We start from the raw sequence: 16,066 nt of genomic DNA, 5'->3' as shown, positions 1-16,066 counted from the left end.
GCGGTGCGGCGGGGGCGCCGGGGGCCGGTCACCGTTCGCGCAGCGTGTAGCCGACGCCGCGGACGGTGTGGATCAACGGTGCGAGGCCCGGGCGGTCGAGCTTGCGGCGCAGGTAGCCGATGAACACCGCGAGGTTCTTCGAGCCGGGACCGAAGTCGTAGCCCCAGATCCGCTCGTACACGGTGGCCTGGTCGAGCACCGCGCCGGCGTGCCGGGTCAGCAGCTCCAGCAGGTCGAACTCGGTGCGGGAGAGTTCGAGCTCGTGCCCGTCCCGCCAGGCGCGCCGGGCGCCCGGTTCGATCCGCAGGTCGGCCACGGTGAGGACGTCCTCGGCGGGCTCGGGCGGGTTGCGGCGCAGCAGGGCGCGCAGGCGGGCGAACAGCTCGTCCACGTCGAAGGGCTTGACCAGGTAGTCGTCGGCTCCGGCGTCGAGGCCCGCGATCCGGTCCGGGACCTCGACCCGGGCGGTGAGCATCAGCACCGGGGTGCGGTCGCCGGCCGCGCGCAGCCGGCGGCAGATCTCCAGGCCGTCCGGGGCGGGCATCATCACGTCCAGGACCAGCAGGTCGGGGCGCTGCTCGGCGAGGGCGGCGAGCGTCTGGGCGCCGTCCACGGCGGTGCTCACCCGGTAGCCCTCCAGTTGCAGGGCGCGGCTGAGGGAGTCGCGGATGGCCCGGTCGTCCTCGGCGATCAGCACGGTGTGGGTCATGGCTCCGATTCTTCCTGGCGTGCTCACGACGGTTTCGGGCGGGGCGGGTTGGGTTGGGCCGTGGGGCGGGTTGGGCCGCGGGGTGGGGGCAGGGCGTGCGCCGGGGTCGGGAGCGGGGTCGGGGGCGGGTGACGGGGTCAGGCGGGGACGGCCGCGTACCGGTGGGCGAGGGCCGCGGCGGTGTCGGCGAGGCGGGCGCGCAGCTCCGGCGGGGCCAGCACCTCGACATCGGTGCCGAGGGCGAGGAAGGCGGAGTGCGCGTGGTCGAGCGATTCGATCGGCAGCACCGCCCGCACCCGGCCGTCGGGCTCGGGCGTGCCGGTGGCCTCGGCGGCCCGGGCGGCGGCGGTGCCCAGCCGGGCGGCCGCGCCGGGGGCCAGCAGGACCTCGGCCTCGCCGCGGTGCAGCCGGGCGTGGAAGTCCGCCTCGTAGGCGCGCCACCAGCCGGCCAGGTCGAAGCCGTCCGGTGGGGTGAAGCCCTCCGCCAGTTCCCTGAGTTCGAGGATCTGGTCGACCCGGAAGGTGCGCGGCCCGGGCCCGGCGACCAGGTACCAGCGGCCCGCCTTCAGCACCAGACCGTACGGCTCCAGCCGCCGGTCGACGTCGGTCGGCGCCTTCCAGCGGCGGTAGCGCGCCTGGAGCACCCGGCCCCGCCACACCGCGTCCGCGACCTGCGCCAGGAACGGCACCTCGTCGTCCTCGGCGTACCAGCCCGGCGCCTCCAGGTGGAACCGGGCGCGCATCCGGTCGGCGTCCGCGCGGAGGGCGGGCGGCAGCGCGGCGCGCAGCTTCAGCTGGGCGGCGGCCAGGGCCGGCCCCAGCCCGAGGGCGGCGGCCGGGCCGGGTAGCCCGGCCAGGAACAGCGCCTCGGCCTCGCCCGCGTTGAGCCCGGTCAGCCGGGTGCGGTAGCCGGCCAGCACTTGGTAGCCGCCGCCGTGGCCGGCGTCCGCGTACAGCGGCACCCCGGCCGCCTGCAACGCCTCGACGTCGCGGTACACCGTGCGGACCGAGACCTCCAGCTCCTCGGCGAGCCGCTGGGCGGTCATCCGGCCGTTGGTCTGGAGCAGCAACAGGATCGACAACAGGCGGCTGGACTTCACTGACACACGATGTCAGGGGAGCGGCCGTAGCGTCCAGCCATGCCCTTCCAGGAAGACCTGCTGCCGGCGTTGCCGGCCCTGTTGTCCGTCGGGACCGGCGGACGGCACGTCAAGCGCCACCACGTGCCGTCCCGCGCCGGCGGGATGGAGCCCGCCGTCGAGCAGGCCGACCTGGCCCCCGCCGCCATGACTGGAGACCATTCGTGAACGACTTCGACTTCCTCACCGGCACCTGGGACGTGGTCAACCGCGCCCGCGCCGACTTCCTCGACCCGGACAGCCCGTGGGAGGAGTTCCCGGGCATCACGCGTGGCTCGCGGCACTTCGACGGGCAGGCGAACCTCGACGAGATCGAGTTCCCGACCAAGGGCTTCACCGGGCTCACGCTGCGGCTCTACGACCCGGAGCGCGAGGAGTGGTCGCTGTACTGGTCGAGCACCCGCACCGGCCGGCTGTTCCCGCCGGTCGTCGGGCGGTGGACGGACGGGGTGGGCGAGTTCCACGGGGACGACGAGTACCAGGGGACGCCGATCCGGGCGCGCTACCGCTGGTCGGGGGTGACGGCCGACGCCGCGCACTGGGAGCAGGCCTTCTCGACCGACGACGGCGCGACCTGGGTGACCAACTGGACCATGGCGTTCTCCCGGCGGTAGCGGGGCGAGGCCGGTCGGCGGGTGCGCACGCCGGGTTCCTGCTCCGGGTTGCTGGGCAGGGTTCCTGCGCCGGGTCTTTGCGCCGGGTTTTTGCGCAGGATTCCCGCGCTGATTCCGCACGCCGGTTCTCACGCTGAGTGCACCGCTTCCGCAGGGTGCTTCGTGGGCGTACCGTGGCCACACGGCGGCGTGCCCGGCAGGTCGGCCGCCGGGTCCGAGTCGGCACGCCCTGCCGGAGGCCGCGATGGCAGACCGGATGGCCTTCCTCACCACCCCGCGCGCGGAGCGGGCGCGGCGGGACGCGCAGGAGCGGGTGGGGGACTGGCGGGAGGTGTACCGGCCCGGCGCGCTGCTCCCGCTCGTCGGCGGGCAGGCCGGCCGGTGCATGGACTGCGGCCTGCCGTTCTGCCACCACGCCTGCCCGCTCGGCAATCTGGTGCCCGAGTGGAACCGGCTGGTGGCGGACGCGGACTGGCGGGCGGCGGCAGCGCGGCTGCTGGCGACCAACAACTTCCCCGAGTTCACCGGGCGGCTCTGCCCGGCCCCCTGCGAGAGCGCGTGCGTGCTCGCGATCGACGCGGCCGCCGTGACGATCAAGAACATCGAGCTGGCCATCGCCGACCGGGCCTGGGACGAGGGCTGGGACCGGCCGCAACCGCCCGAGCGCCGCAGCGGGCACCGGGTCGCCGTGGTCGGCTCCGGCCCGGCCGGGCTCGCCGCCGCCCAGCAGCTCACCCGGGCCGGACACCGGACCACCGTCTACGAGCGGGCGGACCGCCCCGGCGGGCTGCTGCGCTACGGCATCCCGCCGTTCCGACTCGAGAAGCACCGACTGGACCGGCGGCTCGACCAGATGCGGGCCGAGGGCACCGCGTTCCGCACCGGGGTGCGCGTCGGGCGGGACGTCTCGGCCGGGGAACTGCGGGCCGGGTGCGACGCGCTGGTCGTCGCGGTGGGCGCCACGGACTGCCGGGACCTTCCGGTGCCGGGGCGCGACCTGCCCGGGGTGCATCCCGCGATCAGCTATTTGACCTGGGCGAACCGGGTCGACGAGGGCGACCGGCCGGACTCGCCGGTGTCCGCCCGCGGGCGGCACGTGGTGATCGTCGGTGGCGGGGACACCGCGGCCGACTGCCTCGGGACGGCGCTGCGCCAGCACGCGGCGTCCGTCACCCAGCTCGACATCAATCCGCGCCCGCCCGGCCGCCGGTCGGCCGGGCAGCCCTGGCCGGTCCACCCCAAGGTGTACCGGGAGACCACCTCGCACGAGGAGTCCGGCGCCACGGCAGCCGGGCCACGGGTGTTCGCCGCGACCACCGTCGGCTTCGAGCCCGGCCCGGACGGGCGGCTCGCCGCCGTCCACTTCGCCGAGGCCGAACCGGCCGACCGCAGCCCGCGGCCCGGCACCGAGCGGACGATCCCGGCGGAGCTTGCGCTGCTCGCCCTCGGCTTCACCGGGCCCGAGCCGGAGCCGTGGCTCACGGCCCACCTCGGGCTGGCCATCGGCCCGGACGGGGCCCTCGTCCGGGACGACGACTTCGCGACCGGGGCCGAGGGTGTCTTCGTCGCGGGCGACGCCGGGCGCGGGCAGTCGCTGATCGTCTGGGCCGTCGCGGAGGGGCGGGCGGCGGCCGCGGCGGTCGACCGCTACCTGCGGGGCGACACCGAACTGCCCGCCCCGATCCGGGCCTCGGCGCGGGCGCTCACGCTCTGAGCGGAGTCCGGGGGTGGGGTTCTCCCGGGGGTGGCCGGGTGCTCGCTCCGTGGTCGGGCACCCGGCCGGGGCGCGGGGTGGTCAGGCCCGGGGCATCAGGCCCGGGGTGATCAGGCCCGAGGTGATCAGGCTCGGGGTGATCAGGCTCGGGGTGATCAGGCCCGGGGTGATCAGGAGAGGCCGAGGACCGAGAGGGCGGTGGTCCAGTCGGTGGCGATGGCCTGCTGGGCCGGGACGAGGTCCACCTGGTGGTTGCAGACGGCGCGGTAGAGCTTGTACTCGACGGTGTCCTTGTCGCCCGCGGTCTGGTCGGCGGGGCCGGTGGAGTAGCGGGGCTCCGGCCAGAGGTTGCGCGGGTCGGTCGGGTGGCCGCCGAGGGAGAGGGGGATGTGGTGGTCCTCCTCGTAGTCCGCGGTGTCGGTGTCGGCGTAGCCGTACTGGGCGATCTGCTGGATCTTCAGACGGTTGGTGTAGCTGGTGGAGGGGCGGATCGAGCTGCTGTAGCCGCCGACGCAGATGGTGTCGTCGATGGTGTCCTGGGTGACGTCCGGGTTGGTGGCGCCCGGGGTGCAGACCGGGTCGGGCAGCGGGAGGTAGGCCTGCGAGCAGGTCGCGGCGAGGGTGGTGCGGGTGGGGGTCTTCGCGGCGGTGTTCGCGGTGGCGGCGTGCGCGGTGCCGCCGGCGGTGAGGGCGGCGGTGGCGAGCACGACGACGGCCATGGCGGGGGCGAGGCGGTGGGGGCGAGGCATGGGTTGAGGGCTCCCTGACGCGGGCTCGGCACCGGTCGCCGAGCGGTGTGTCCATGTCACCACTGATGGGTCTATGCGGGTAGACCGGCGACGGTAAACAGTTGACGAAGCGTTGGTCAGGAGTCCGACGGCAACTCTTTGCTTGACGCCCCGTCCGGTGTGGTTTTCGGGCGGCGGGCTGGACTCAAGCTGACTACCCGGTTACGGGGTTGCTCGGGGCGGGGTCGCTTGGGATGGGGTTGCCCGCCCCGGGCTTGCTCGGGGCGGGCGGGCGTCGGCGCGGGCTCAGAACAGCGGGAGCCGGCGCAGGAACACGTCGCTGGCCCGGTTGGTGTCGCCCGCGACCAGACCGCCGTCCTCCGAACTGAACACGACCGTGGTGCCCAGGGCGTCGACGAAGGGATCATCCGAGTTCCCGGCGCTCTGACTGCCGTCGGCGGCCAGGCTGACCCGTTCGGTGCGGCCGGTCCACAGATCGCGCCGGAAGACGTCCCGGGCGTTGTTGGTGTCCCCGGGGACGAGGTTCTCCGCCGTCGAGCTGAAGTACACCCAGCGGTTGTCCGCCGTCATGCGCGCGTTGGACGAGTCGCCGGCGGTCTTGGTGCCGGGCAGGCCGACGCTGACCAGCGTCTCGGTGTCCTCCTCCAAGTCCCGGACGTACACCTCGAAGTGGTGCGACCACGGGCTGCCGCCGTCCGGGACCGGCGACGAGAAGACGGCGAACCGGCCGTCGGGGCTGAGCGCGGGGGTGGCCGCCCCGCGGTAGCCGCCCGCCCCGTCCGGGCTGGCCAGGCGGGTCTCCTCGGCGCGCAGGTCGCGGACGTAGAGGGGGTAGAACCGGGGCTTGAGGATCTCCGGGTGGGCGTCGTGCCGGAAGGAGTCGCGGACGAACTCCTCGTCGGAGGCCCCGGCGGCGAGCTGCGCGGCGGCGGCCGGGGCGAGCGCGCCAGGCTTGTCCTGCCCGACGATGTTGGTGGCCTTGGAGATGAAGCCGACGGACCCGCCGTCGGCGCTGATCACCGGATCGGCGGAGGAGGCGTTCGCCTCGGCGCCGTCCGCGCCGATGCTGACCAGGCGGGTCCTGCCGGTCCAGCGGTCGGCCACGTAGATGTTGCCGCCGAGCCAGGTGACCGTTCCGGGCGCCAGGTCGGAGCGGTTGGACTGGTAGGCGATGTAGCGGCCGTCCCAGCTGATCGACGGATGGCCGGAGAGCTTGCCGGTCTGCGCCGGCGCGGCCGGGTCGTGGCCGGTGGAGACGAGTTCGGTCCGCCCGGTCCAGCGGTCGTGGACGTAGACGTCCTCGAAGCCCAGGTTGGCGCCGGGCGCGAGGTTGGTGGCGTAGGAACTGAACGTCACGTAGCGGCCGTTGCCGCTGATCGCGGCGTCGAAGGAGTCGCCGGCGGCCTGCGTGCCGTCCGCGCCGAGGTTGACCCGCTCGGTCGCGCCGGTCCACAGGTTGCGGACGAACACGTCGTTCTTGCCGTTGGTGTCGCCCGGCACCAGGTTCGTGGCCCCGGAGGTGAAGACGGCGAGGCGACCGTCCGCGCTCACACCGGCCGCGAACGAGGCGCCGTCGGGCTGCGCCGCGCCGAGGCCGATGGACACCCGCTCGGTGCGGCCGTGCGCCGGGGCGGCTTGCGCGGGCGCGGCAGCCACGACGGCGGTGGCGGTTGTGACGGCCAGGGCGGCTGCGGCCAGTGTGCAGGCGGCGCGAAGCAGTTGGCGGGTGGCTCGTGCCCGGGGCGTGCGGGTGGTGTGGGGCGTGTGGGCGGTGGTGGCCGTGTGGGTCGTGTTGGTAGTGCGGGTCGTGTGGGTCATCTGGTCCCTCCCCTGGGATCGCGCCGTACCGCACCGAGCTCCCCGGCGGCCGGCTCGATGGTGAGCCAACCGTTCGGGGGCCGGGCGGTCAATGGGGGCGGGGGAGGGAGTGACGGATTCGCGTCAACGGGGCATGCGGGGCGTGCAGGGCGGGCTCGGGGGGCCGGTTCGGGCGGGGCGGTTGGGTCGGAGGGGGCTTGTTACGATCATGGAGAGCGCGTCGAGCGCCGGGGCGTCGAGCGCGGGGGCTACGGGTGGAGGGGGCGCGGGTGGACGGGCTGCAGGTGGCGGCAGGCCGGGCGGCGGAGCAGATGATCGAGGTCCGGTACACGCCGACGGCCGCGGACTTCCGCGCGGCGTTCGCGGCACTGGCCCGGCGGACGGCGCAGGGTCGACGAGGCCGGGCGCAGCGGTATCTGATCGGTGCGTGCGCCGCCGCCGGCGCGGTGCTGACCTCGGTCGCCGACCACGGCATCCGGCCGCCGGGGCTGGTGATGCTCCTCGTGCTGCTGCTGGTGGCCGGACTGCCCCGGCTCCAGACCTGGCAGGCGGCCCGACTCGCGGCGGGCAAGGGCGAGTTGCGGGTCGTCGTCGGCGCGGACGGGGTGACTGTCGACAACAACGCCACCAGCACCGTGCACATCTGGCCGGAGCTGCCGCACTACCTGGAGACGCCCGGACTGTTCCTGCTGCTGGGCGGCGACGCGAACACCCACGTCCTGGTCCTGCTGCCGAAGCGCGGCACCGAGGACCCGAGCCGCCTCGGTGCGCTGATCGCCCGGCACGCTTCGGCGTGCTGAACGCCGGGCGCGCTGCGGTCCTGGTGAGTGCTGGTGAGCGCCGGGAGTTGACGGCTGCGGAGGGGTTCCCGTTCACCGCGCAGCCGCGCGGGCTTCCTCGACGTGCGGGCTGGTGCACCGGTCGTAGCGCCAGAGTGCGGGTAGCGCGGCGGTGAGGGTGGCGGTGCCGGCGAGGCAGAGGAGACCGCCGGTGCGCAACGCCGCGCGGATACCCTGACGGGCGGCCAGGCTACCGGCCCGGAGGTCGCCGAGGGCGGGTCCGGCGGAGCCCACCAGCAGCTCCAACCCGGCTGCACGGCCGCGGAGTTCGTCCGGAATGGACTGGTTCCAGATGGCGCTGCGGAAGGTGTCGCCGATCCAGTTGGCGCCGCCTGCGACGACCAGGCAGAGCAGCACGGCCCACAGGTCGGTGGCGAGCGAGGCGCCGACCATGGCGGCGCCGACCAGTGCGGCGGAGATCAGGACGGGCCGGCCGTGCCGGTGCACCCGCTCGGTCCAGCCGCCGGTGGCGGCCGCCAGCAGGCTGCCCGCGGCGGCCGCCGAGTAGAGCAGGCCGAGCGCCCACAGCGCGTCCAACTCCTGGGCGAGGAACGGGAACAGCGCAGTCGGAAGGGCGAAGACGGTGGCCGCGAGGTCGGCGAGGTAGGTGCCCAGCAGGTCGGGCCGCCGGGCCGCGTACCGGGCGCCTTCGACGAACTCGCGCAGCACCGGGGCCTCGGCGTCCCGCTCCGAGGGGACGGGCCGGACGCGGGCGAGCAGGGCCAGTGAGAGCAGGAAGGTGCCCAGGTCCACCAGGTACGCCGCCGGGACGCCGGCCCAGGCGATGAGCAGCCCGGCGGCCGCCGGACCGGCCAGCCCGGCGAGGCTCCAGCGCAGCGAGAGCAGGGCGCCCGCCGCCACCAGCTGCTCGTGCGGCACCAGTCGGGGGATCATCGCCTCCACCGAGGGCTGCTGGAGGCCCTGGAGCGCCGCCGCCAGTCCGGCCGCGGCGTACAGCGGCCAGAGCGCGGGCGTGCCGAGCAGCGCGTTGGTCAGCAGTAAGGCGCTGAGCGCGGCGAGGGCGGCCTCGGTGAGCACGGCGACGGCCCGCCGGTCGGCGCGGTCGGCGAGCAGGCCGCCGTAGAGGCCGAAGACGATCGTCGGGAGGAGTTCGACCGCGCCGACCGCGCCCACGGCGAGCGGCGAGCCGGTGAGGTCGGCGATCTGCAAGGGGATCGCCGTCATGGTGAAGATCGAGCCGAAGAGGCTGATCGTGCCGGAGGTCCAGGTCAGGCGGAAGTCGCGGGAGCCGCGCCAGGGTGCGGTGTTGGGCAGGAGTCGGGACCGGAGGCGGTCCGTGCCGGAGGTCATGGAGGGGCTCGCCCTGCTTTCCTTATCGGTGATAAATTCCGAACCGGGAACTTAGCGGCGATAAGGTGGCGGGGCAAGCGAATAGCGGACAAGGGGCGGGCGAGCGGCCGGAAAGGTGGTGCGGCGCATGGCGCTGCAACGGGACGAGGTGGTGCGCACCGCGCTGCGCGTGCTCAACGAGGAGGGCATCGACGGGCTCACCACCCGCCGGCTGGCCCGCGAACTCGGCGTCCAGTCACCGGCGTTGTACTGGCACTTCAAGAACAAGCGGGAACTGTTGGACCTGATGGCGGAGGCGATGCTCGCCGAGGCGCTGCCGCCGGACCGTACCCCCGACCCGGCGCACTGGCCCGACTGGGTCGCCGCCGACGCCCGTGCCAAGCGCCGCGCCCTGCTCGCCTACCGGGACGGCGCCCGGGTGCACGCCGGGACCCTCCCCACCGAGGCGGAACTCCCGGCCGTCGAGGCCCAGTTGAGCGCCCTCTGCCAGGCCGGTCTGCGGCCCCGGACGGCCCTGCGGCTGCTGCTCACCGTCGACCGCTACCTGATGGGCTGGGTCACCGAGGAGCAGGCCTGGCGCCAGGGCGCCGAGGACCGCGCCGGGCCGCCCTTCCCGGACGAGGCGCTGCGCGACCTCCCGCTGCTGCGCGAGGCGGCCGAGGTGCTGCGGATGACCGACCACGACGCCGACTTCGAGTACGGGTTGCGCGTGCTGATCGACGGCTTCCGGGCCGAGGTGGCGCGTGAGGCTGCTGTCGGTGAGTGAGCCGGCGTTCGTGAGTGAGCCGCTGCTCGTGCCTGAGGCGGCTGTTCGCGTGTGGGGCCGCTGTTCGCGGGTGGGGTTGTTGCTCGTGAGTGATGCTGCCGCCGGTGATCCGCTAGCGTGAGCGCCATGCGAACCCTTGATCCTCGCGGCACGGCGCTCGTCCTGATCGATCTGATGGACCGGATCGTCGCCAACTCCCTTGCCCCACGCACCGGGACCGAGGTCGTCGCGGCCTCGCTGGAGCTCGCCGAGGCCTTCCGCAAGGCCGGCGCCCCTGTCGTCGCGGTGCGCGTCGAGCGCCCCAACGTCGCCGAACAGCCGTCCGGGAGCGACCTCGTGGCCGAGGTCGCGGCGGTGGCCGACGAGGTCGTGGTGAAGCGCACGATCGGCGGCTTCCACGGCACCGGCCTGCACGAGTTGCTCCAGGCTCGGGGCGTGGACACCCTGGTCATGGCCGGCATCGCGACCAACCTCGGGGTGGAGTCCACCGCCCGCGCGGCCGGCGACCACGGGTACGGGCTGGTCTTCGTCGAGGAGGCGATGGCCGCGCTCACGGAGGAGGAGCACCGGGCATCCGTCGCGCTCGACCTCCCGCGCTTCGGTGAGGTGGTCGGTCGGGCGGCGGACCTGCATTTCGGCTGATCAACCGTCAGTGATCCGTGGTCGAGGTCAAGCTGTCGATTTTCTGGCGGTATTGCGGTCTGTGGTGCCCGGTGGCGGCGCTTAGCGGTGGTGCTCAGTGCGGTGCCTCGCGTAGCGCGTCGCGCAGCCGTCCGCCGTGGGCCGCCAGCAGGCGGGCGGCGGTCGGGGCGTCGACGTCCGCGAGTACGGCCAGGATCGCGTCCTTGGCGCGGCCGTCGGTCGCCGTCAGGGCGCGGCGGACCGTCGCGTCGTCGGCGCCGGTGGCCTCCGCGACGATCCGCTGCGCCCGCTCGCGGAGCTTGGCGTTGGTGGCCCGCATGTCGACCATCAGATTGCCGTACGTCCGGCCGAGCCGGATCATCACGGCCGTCGACAGCATGTTGAGCACCAGCTTCTGCGCCGTACCGGCCTTCAGCCGGGTCGACCCGGCCAGCACCTCGGGGCCGACGACCACCTCGATGCCGAGGTCGGCCTCCGCCACCAGCGCCGAACCCCGGTTGCAGGCCAGCCCGACGGCCAGCGCCCCGGCCTTGCGTGCCGTACGGACCGCGGCCACCGCGTACGGGGTGCGGCCGGAGGCGGAGACGCCGACGACGGCGTCGGCCGGGGTGAGGCCGAGGGCGGCCAGGTCGGCCTTGGCCAGCTCCGGCCGGTCCTCGGCGCCCTCCGCCGCTGCGGCCACGGCGGTCGGACCGCCCGCGATCAGGCCCACCACCAGTCCGGGCTCGGTGCCGAAGGTCGGCGGGCACTCGGCGGCGTCCAGCACCCCGAGCCGCCCGGCCGTCCCCGCCCCGGCGTAGATCAGTCGTCCGCCGTCCGCCAGCCGAGCTGCGACGGCGTCCACCACGGCGGCGATCTCGGTGAGTTGCCCGGCCACGGCGGCGGGGATGGTCCGGTCCTCGGCGTTGATCAGGGCGAGCAGGTCGGCGGTCGGCAGTTCGTCGATGCCCGCCCAGTCCGGGCGGATCGTCTCGGTCGGCGGCCCGGCGGGGCGGGCGGGGTCCTGGTCCATGCGGCCAGCGTCCCCGGGTGTACCGGCCGCGAACCCGGGCAGGAGCCGTAGGGAGGAGGCCGTCGCCATGACCGAACACCGGACGGTCGCCGCGCTGCTGGCCAGGCAGGGCCGCACCTATGCGGAGGAGGCCGGGATCACGCTGCGCGACACACCGTCGCCGCTCTACCGACTGCTGGTCCTGACGGTGCTCTGCTCGGTCCGGATCAGCGCCGCCACCGCCACGGTCGCAGCCCGTGAGCTCTCGGGGGTGGGGCTGCGCACACCGCAGGCGATGGTGGGGGCGAATCGGCGCACGGTCATCGCCGCGCTCGGCCGCGCCCACTACGTGCGGTACGACGAGAGCACCGCCACCGCCCTCGGGCACGGTGCCGAGCTGCTGCTCGAACGCTGGCACGGGGACCTGCGCCGGCTGCGGGAGGAGGCCCGGGGCGAGTCCGAGCGGATCGGCGAACTGCTGCGCGAGTTTCCGCGGATCGGGCCGGTCGGGTCCGAGATCTTCCGGCGCGAGGCCCAGGCGGTCTGGCCCACACTGCGGCCGTACTTCGACGAGCGGACGCTGGCCGCCGCCGGCGAGCTCGGGCTGCCGGTACGGCCCGAGGGGCTGGCCGCCCTGGTCGAGCCGGGCGACCTCGCGCGGCTCGCGGCGGCGCTCACGAGGGTGAGCCTCGCGCCGGACCTGGCACGCGAGCTTGCGGCGGCGTGAGGGGGGAGGGCAGGAGTGTCTGGGACGGGCGGGAGCGATGGGGCGCGGGTGCGGGCCTGGTCGTGGGCGCAGGCGTGGTCGTGGGCGCAGGCGTGGTCGTAGGCGGAGCCTGGTCGTGCGCGTGGTCGTTGAACGCCCGGGCCGTCAGGGCGCCACGACCGGGACCCCGTCCGGGCGGCCGGCGAGGAGCGCGGCGAGGTGGTCGGCGCAGCGGATCGCCGCCTCGGCCATGGCGGTGCGGGTCATGCCGGCGATGTGCGGGGTGAGCAGGGCGTTCGGCAGGCCGAGGAGCGGGGAGCCGAAGGCGGTGTGCTCCCGGGCGAACGTGTCGACGGCGGCGGCTGCGAGGGGGTGGTCGGGGTCGCGCAGCGCGTCGGCCAGGGCCTGTTCGTCGACGATGCCGCCGCGCGCGGTGTTGAGCAGCACCGATCCGGGCCGGAGCAGCGCGAGTTCGCGGCGACCGATCAGCCCCCGGGTCTGCGGGGTGAGCGGCAGATGGACGGAGACCACGTCGCTGCTGGCGAGCAGGGCGTCGAGCGAGTCGGCGCCGCGCAGGGGCGCGGGGGCGGGGCGGCGCGACCAGCTCTGCACGGTCATGCCGAGGGCACGGGCCCGGGTCGCGAGCGCCGAGCCGATGCGGCCCGGCCCGGCGATGCCCAGGGTGAGCTCGGCGAGCCCGGCCGGCGGGGCGGCGGGTGCGCTCCAGCGGCCTTGGTGGGAGGCCTGGTTGAAGGCGGGCAGGCCCCGGACGAGAGTGAGGAGCTGAGCGAGGGCGAACTCCGCGACGGCCTCGGCGTTGGAGCCGGGCGTGTGGGTGACGGTCACGCCGTGGCGGGCGGCGGCCGCCAGGTCGACGTGGTCCGTGCCGGCGCCGGCACGGCCGATCACCCGGAGCGGGCAGGGCAGCGCCGGGTCGGCCGCCGCCGCGAGGAAGTCGGCGCGCAGGGGCACGCTCCCGCGCGACTTGACGGCGTGGAAGCCGGGACCGCGCCGTACCTCGGCGATCAGCGCGGCCTCGTCGAAGGCGTCGAGGTCGGTGAACTCGACCCGGCCGGCCCACGTTGAGGTCGCGCCCGCCCGGTCGTCCACGCGTCGCAGGTTCAGCGTGACGGCGAGGCCGTGACCGAGCAGGCGCTCCAGCTCGCGGTCCAGCAGGTCCCCGGGAGCCGCGTCCAGCACCAGGACCCGTGTCCGTCCCATAATCCCCCCCGTTGATCTCGCCCCGTTCCGTCGGGGCGATCTTAGGACGGGGCTCGGACAGCGCCCCGGGGGAGGAGCGGTGTGGGCGGACCGTCGGGTCGGGTCAGGCCATCCAGAAGAAGACCGCCGTCATCCGTCGTTCCGGAAGCTCGTTGCCGTAGTAGCTCGTCGCGCTGTGGATGAGGTTGGCGTGGTAGAGGAGCAGTTGGTTGTAGCGGTTGGGGACGCGGACGTCCTCGGTGAAGTGGTCGGCGGGCACGTGGCGGGTGCCGAGCGCCTCGACCAGGTTGTTGTGCGGCGCGTTGACGAGGTTGCCGCCGAGCCGGCCGCCGGGGAACTGCTGCCGGTAGAAGCTGGTACCGGCGTCCTTGGGTGCGCCGGGGCTGAGGTAGAGCACGGCGGCGTAGCGGCAGAGCGCGCGCGAGTCGGTGTGCGGGCGGGACTCCGACTCCCCGGCGCCGACGACCTGCACGCAGTTGTGGTTGAGCGTGCCGCCGCCCGGGGTGCTCTGGACCCAGAGCCGGGACGCGCCGGTGGCCTTGCGGACCAGGGCCTCCACGCGGGCCAGTTCGTCCGGTTCCAGGCCGGGCATGGTGCGCAGGCCGGGCCAGGCCTCGGGACGGTACGGGTAGCCCTCGGTCCAGTCGCCGCGGGCCAGACAGCGTTCGCGGACGGCGTCGGGATCGGGCAGGACGTTGTCCAGGACCCAGTAGTCCCGGCCGCGGGTGGGCTTGCGGTACGGCAGGACCGGCAGGGTCGTGGGCCTGATGGGCTGTGAGGGCATGCGCCGACGATAGGGGCGGTAGTCGTCAACCTTCTGCCGTGAGCAGGTCAACCTTTCGTCAAGTGCCTCCTGTGTCTGGTGGGCTCTTCGGATGGTCCGTCGGGTGGCCCTCCGGGCTGGTCGGGGTGTCGGTGGTCGGGTTCGGCTTCGGGTTCGGGGGCGTGGGCCGTCCGGTCCGGGGCTCCGGTTGTCGGGTTCAGGGAGCCGGGCGGACGGCGAAGGTGCCCAGGGCGGTCTCCAGTCGGTCGAAGGCGCGGACCGCCGAGGGGCGCACCGCGGCGGCGACGGTGGTGGGTTCCTCGCCGGCCAGGATCCGGCGGAACACCTCGCTGAACACCGCGCGGTCGACGGCGGCGAGCAGGCCGGCGGCGACCCGGCTCTCGAAGTCGACGTCCTCGGGGTGTCCGTGGCCCTCGGGGTGCTCGGGGTGGTCGGGCTGTCCGGGGCTCTCGTGGTCGGCGGGGGCCGCCGGGTTGGTGGCCCTGGCCAGGGCCCCGGCGAGGGCCGCCTCACCCTGCTCGTGCAGTTCGCGGAGGCGGGCGACGAGTGCCGGGCTGTCGGTGATGGTGCGGGCGAAGGGTGCGCCGGAGAAGCCGAGCCGGGGATCGTGCCGGTCGAGCCCGGCCAGGCAGTCGCGGCGCAGTGCGGCCAGCGCGGACTCGCCCGGTGCGCGGTCGGCGACCGTCCGGGCGAGCCGGCCGACCAGCTCCTCGTGCAGGTCGAGGAGCAGGTCCTCCTTGCGCGGGAAGTGGTTGGTGACGGTCATCTTGGCGACGCCCGCGGCGGCCGCGACCTCCGCGATGGTCGTCCGGTCGAAGCCCTGGTCGATGAAGAGCCTGGTCGCGGCGTGCGAGATCGCCTCACGGGTGCGGCGCTTGTTGATCTCGCGCAGGTTCGGGGTGGTCTCGGTCATGGGGGGAGCCTAGCGCAGTTCATTGGGTCGAGCACAGTAATTATGCTTGACCTAATCTCTGGGTCCGTCCTAAGTTTTCCTCAGGTGGTCGGAGCGACCGCCGGACGAACGAGCCCGGGGAGGGGTCATGACCGCATCGGTCGGTGGAGCGGCGCGACGGCGCGGTGGTTCGGGTGGAGCGGCCCGTGCGGCCGACCCGGCCCTGCGGCGCGCCGTCTCTGGCAACACCTGATCACTACTCACGGAGGATCCATGTTCACCAAGCACCCCGGCGGTCTTCGCCTGCTCACCGTGCACGCCCACCCCGACGACGAGTCCAGCAAGGGTGCGGCCACCCTCGCCCGCTACGCCGCCGAAGGCGTGGAGGTCCTGGTCGCCACTTGCACCGGAGGGGAGCGCGGGTCGGTGCTCAACCCGGCGATGGACCGCCCCGAGGTCCGGGCCGAACTGGCCCGGATCCGCCGCCAGGAGATGGCGGCCGCCCGCGAGATCCTCGGCGTGCAGCAGAGGTTCCTGGGCTTCGTCGACTCCGGCATGCCCGGTCCGGGCGAGCCGTTGCCGGAGGGCAGCTTCGCCGCCCAGCCGGTGGAGGTCGCGGCGGCGCCGCTGGTCGCCCTGATCCGGGAGTTCCGCCCGCAGGTGGTGGTCACCTACGACGAGACGGGCGGGTACCCGCATCCCGACCACGTGATGACCCACCGGGTCACCGTCGAAGCCTTCGAGGCCGCGGCCGACCCGACGCGGTACCCCGACGCGGGGGAGCCCTGGCAGGCCGCCAAGCTCTACTACCACCTGGCGCTCTCCCGGGCCTGGTTCCAGAGCCTGCACGACGCGATGACGGAGCGGGGCGTCCCCTCGGCGATGGGCGAGCTGCTCGCCGGCTGGCCCGACACCCCGCCCGCCCTCGCCACCACCACGCGGATAGCGTGCGCCGAGCAGTTCGTCGTCCGGGACGCCGCACTGCTCGCGCACGCCACCCAGGTCGAGCCCGGCACGGGGTTCATGGCCCACCCCCGGGACATCGAACGCGAGGTCTGGCCGACCGAGGACTACCACCTCGCCCGGAGCGTGCCGCCCGGTGTCGGCGAGCTGCCCGAGCACGACCTGTTCGCCGGACTCCGGTCAGGGGAGGGGGGCGGATGAGCCACTC

At 74.4% G+C, this 16,066-nt stretch carries 17 protein-coding genes; 8 read left to right on the top strand and 9 right to left on the bottom strand.

Annotated elements, in window-relative coordinates; translation table 11 throughout:
- Window positions 1-28: 28 nt before the first annotated feature.
- Together ABTY15_RS28295 and ABTY15_RS28290 are read right to left on the bottom strand one after the other, a co-directional pair.
- Window positions 29-709 (bottom strand): response regulator transcription factor, encoded by a 681-nt coding sequence (locus tag ABTY15_RS28295; protein WP_350601477.1) that lies wholly within the window; start codon window positions 707-709, stop codon window positions 29-31.
- Between the two features lie 137 nt (window positions 710-846).
- A complete protein-coding gene (locus ABTY15_RS28290; protein WP_350601474.1) occupies window positions 847-1,809 on the bottom strand; it encodes a helix-turn-helix transcriptional regulator in 963 nt (320 codons plus the stop codon).
- A gap of 39 nt (window positions 1,810-1,848) precedes the next feature.
- Here ABTY15_RS28290 and ABTY15_RS28285 point away from each other — a divergent pair, with 39 nt between their 5' ends.
- From ABTY15_RS28285 to ABTY15_RS28275, 3 genes are all read left to right on the top strand, one after another.
- Complete coding sequence (locus tag ABTY15_RS28285; protein ID WP_350601472.1) at window positions 1,849-2,016, top strand: hypothetical protein; 168 nt, start codon at window positions 1,849-1,851, stop codon at window positions 2,014-2,016.
- Window positions 2,013-2,462 carry a hypothetical protein gene (locus ABTY15_RS28280; RefSeq protein WP_350601470.1) on the top strand — a complete coding sequence of 150 codons (450 nt, stop codon included), beginning with the start codon at window positions 2,013-2,015 and terminating at the stop codon, window positions 2,460-2,462. The genes ABTY15_RS28285 and ABTY15_RS28280 overlap by 4 nt, the downstream gene beginning before the upstream one ends.
- Before the next feature lie 244 nt (window positions 2,463-2,706).
- A complete protein-coding gene (locus tag ABTY15_RS28275) occupies window positions 2,707-4,176 on the top strand; it encodes a glutamate synthase subunit beta (protein WP_350601466.1) in 1,470 nt (489 codons plus the stop codon).
- 170 nt (window positions 4,177-4,346) lie between these two features.
- Here ABTY15_RS28275 and ABTY15_RS28270 read toward each other — a convergent pair whose 3' ends face one another.
- Window positions 4,347-4,925 carry a hypothetical protein gene (locus ABTY15_RS28270; protein ID WP_350601463.1) on the bottom strand — a complete coding sequence of 193 codons (579 nt, stop codon included), beginning with the start codon at window positions 4,923-4,925 and terminating at the stop codon, window positions 4,347-4,349.
- A 285-nt stretch (window positions 4,926-5,210) separates the two neighbouring features.
- The gene (locus ABTY15_RS28265) at window positions 5,211-6,743 is read right to left on the bottom strand and encodes a TolB family protein (protein WP_350601459.1); all 1,533 of its coding nucleotides are present in this window, start codon (window positions 6,741-6,743) and stop codon (window positions 5,211-5,213) included.
- 269 nt (window positions 6,744-7,012) lie between these two features.
- On the opposite strand from ABTY15_RS28265, the gene ABTY15_RS28260 reads away from it, so the two are divergent.
- Window positions 7,013-7,543 carry a hypothetical protein gene (locus ABTY15_RS28260; RefSeq protein WP_350601456.1) on the top strand — a complete coding sequence of 177 codons (531 nt, stop codon included), beginning with the start codon at window positions 7,013-7,015 and terminating at the stop codon, window positions 7,541-7,543.
- A gap of 72 nt (window positions 7,544-7,615) precedes the next feature.
- On the opposite strand, the gene ABTY15_RS28255 is transcribed toward ABTY15_RS28260, so the two are convergent.
- Window positions 7,616-8,893 carry an MFS transporter gene (locus tag ABTY15_RS28255; protein WP_350601453.1) on the bottom strand — a complete coding sequence of 426 codons (1,278 nt, stop codon included), beginning with the start codon at window positions 8,891-8,893 and terminating at the stop codon, window positions 7,616-7,618.
- Between the two features lie 127 nt (window positions 8,894-9,020).
- Here ABTY15_RS28255 and ABTY15_RS28250 point away from each other — a divergent pair, with 127 nt between their 5' ends.
- Together ABTY15_RS28250 and ABTY15_RS28245 are read left to right on the top strand one after the other, a co-directional pair.
- Window positions 9,021-9,659, top strand: coding sequence for a TetR/AcrR family transcriptional regulator C-terminal domain-containing protein (locus ABTY15_RS28250; protein WP_350601450.1), 639 nt, complete (start codon window positions 9,021-9,023; stop codon window positions 9,657-9,659).
- Between the two features lie 126 nt (window positions 9,660-9,785).
- Window positions 9,786-10,301: an isochorismatase family protein gene (locus tag ABTY15_RS28245; protein ID WP_350601448.1), complete on the top strand. Its 516-nt coding sequence runs from the start codon at window positions 9,786-9,788 to the stop codon at window positions 10,299-10,301.
- A 94-nt stretch (window positions 10,302-10,395) separates the two neighbouring features.
- Here the strand turns inward: ABTY15_RS28245 and murQ are convergent, their stop codons facing one another.
- Window positions 10,396-11,313 (bottom strand): N-acetylmuramic acid 6-phosphate etherase, encoded by a 918-nt coding sequence (gene murQ, locus ABTY15_RS28240; protein ID WP_350601445.1) that lies wholly within the window; start codon window positions 11,311-11,313, stop codon window positions 10,396-10,398.
- A 67-nt stretch (window positions 11,314-11,380) separates the two neighbouring features.
- Between murQ and ABTY15_RS28235 the strand changes: the two genes are divergently transcribed.
- A complete protein-coding gene (locus tag ABTY15_RS28235; RefSeq protein WP_350601443.1) occupies window positions 11,381-12,019 on the top strand; it encodes an endonuclease in 639 nt (212 codons plus the stop codon).
- 144 nt (window positions 12,020-12,163) lie between these two features.
- On the opposite strand, the gene ABTY15_RS28230 is transcribed toward ABTY15_RS28235, so the two are convergent.
- From ABTY15_RS28230 to ABTY15_RS28220, 3 genes are all read right to left on the bottom strand, one after another.
- Window positions 12,164-13,219: an NAD(P)-dependent oxidoreductase gene (locus tag ABTY15_RS28230; protein ID WP_350601441.1), complete on the bottom strand. Its 1,056-nt coding sequence runs from the start codon at window positions 13,217-13,219 to the stop codon at window positions 12,164-12,166.
- Between the two features lie 103 nt (window positions 13,220-13,322).
- Entirely contained in the window at window positions 13,323-14,003 is a 681-nt protein-coding gene (locus tag ABTY15_RS28225; protein WP_350601438.1) for a DUF6445 family protein, read from the bottom strand.
- Between the two features lie 196 nt (window positions 14,004-14,199).
- Window positions 14,200-14,916, bottom strand: a complete 717-nt coding sequence (locus ABTY15_RS28220; protein WP_350601436.1) for a TetR/AcrR family transcriptional regulator — start codon at window positions 14,914-14,916, stop codon at window positions 14,200-14,202.
- A gap of 252 nt (window positions 14,917-15,168) precedes the next feature.
- Here ABTY15_RS28220 and mca point away from each other — a divergent pair, with 252 nt between their 5' ends.
- Complete coding sequence (gene mca, locus ABTY15_RS28215; protein WP_350601434.1) at window positions 15,169-16,059, top strand: mycothiol conjugate amidase Mca; 891 nt, start codon at window positions 15,169-15,171, stop codon at window positions 16,057-16,059.
- Window positions 16,060-16,066: the final 7 nt, after the last annotated feature.

Origin of the sequence: Kitasatospora sp. NPDC097643, from assembly GCF_040302625.1 — a bacterium.
Taxonomy (GTDB): domain Bacteria; phylum Actinomycetota; class Actinomycetes; order Streptomycetales; family Streptomycetaceae; genus Kitasatospora.
This window is presented reverse-complemented; position numbering and strand designations above follow the sequence as displayed.

Coding starts and splice junctions, on each gene's coding strand:
- mca (WP_350601434.1), top strand. CDS start 15,169: ATGTTCACCAAGCACCCCGGCGGTCTTCGCCTGCTCACCGTGCACGCC.
- ABTY15_RS28265 (WP_350601459.1), bottom strand. CDS start 6,743: ATGACCCACACGACCCGCACTACCAACACGACCCACACGGCCACCACC.
- ABTY15_RS28225 (WP_350601438.1), bottom strand. CDS start 14,003: ATGCCCTCACAGCCCATCAGGCCCACGACCCTGCCGGTCCTGCCGTAC.
- ABTY15_RS28220 (WP_350601436.1), bottom strand. CDS start 14,916: ATGACCGAGACCACCCCGAACCTGCGCGAGATCAACAAGCGCCGCACC.
- ABTY15_RS28230 (WP_350601441.1), bottom strand. CDS start 13,219: ATGGGACGGACACGGGTCCTGGTGCTGGACGCGGCTCCCGGGGACCTG.
- ABTY15_RS28285 (WP_350601472.1), top strand. CDS start 1,849: ATGCCCTTCCAGGAAGACCTGCTGCCGGCGTTGCCGGCCCTGTTGTCC.
- murQ (WP_350601445.1), bottom strand. CDS start 11,313: ATGGACCAGGACCCCGCCCGCCCCGCCGGGCCGCCGACCGAGACGATC.
- ABTY15_RS28245 (WP_350601448.1), top strand. CDS start 9,786: ATGCGAACCCTTGATCCTCGCGGCACGGCGCTCGTCCTGATCGATCTG.
- ABTY15_RS28295 (WP_350601477.1), bottom strand. CDS start 709: ATGACCCACACCGTGCTGATCGCCGAGGACGACCGGGCCATCCGCGAC.
- ABTY15_RS28255 (WP_350601453.1), bottom strand. CDS start 8,893: ATGACCTCCGGCACGGACCGCCTCCGGTCCCGACTCCTGCCCAACACC.
- ABTY15_RS28250 (WP_350601450.1), top strand. CDS start 9,021: ATGGCGCTGCAACGGGACGAGGTGGTGCGCACCGCGCTGCGCGTGCTC.
- ABTY15_RS28270 (WP_350601463.1), bottom strand. CDS start 4,925: ATGCCTCGCCCCCACCGCCTCGCCCCCGCCATGGCCGTCGTCGTGCTC.
- ABTY15_RS28235 (WP_350601443.1), top strand. CDS start 11,381: ATGACCGAACACCGGACGGTCGCCGCGCTGCTGGCCAGGCAGGGCCGC.
- ABTY15_RS28275 (WP_350601466.1), top strand. CDS start 2,707: ATGGCAGACCGGATGGCCTTCCTCACCACCCCGCGCGCGGAGCGGGCG.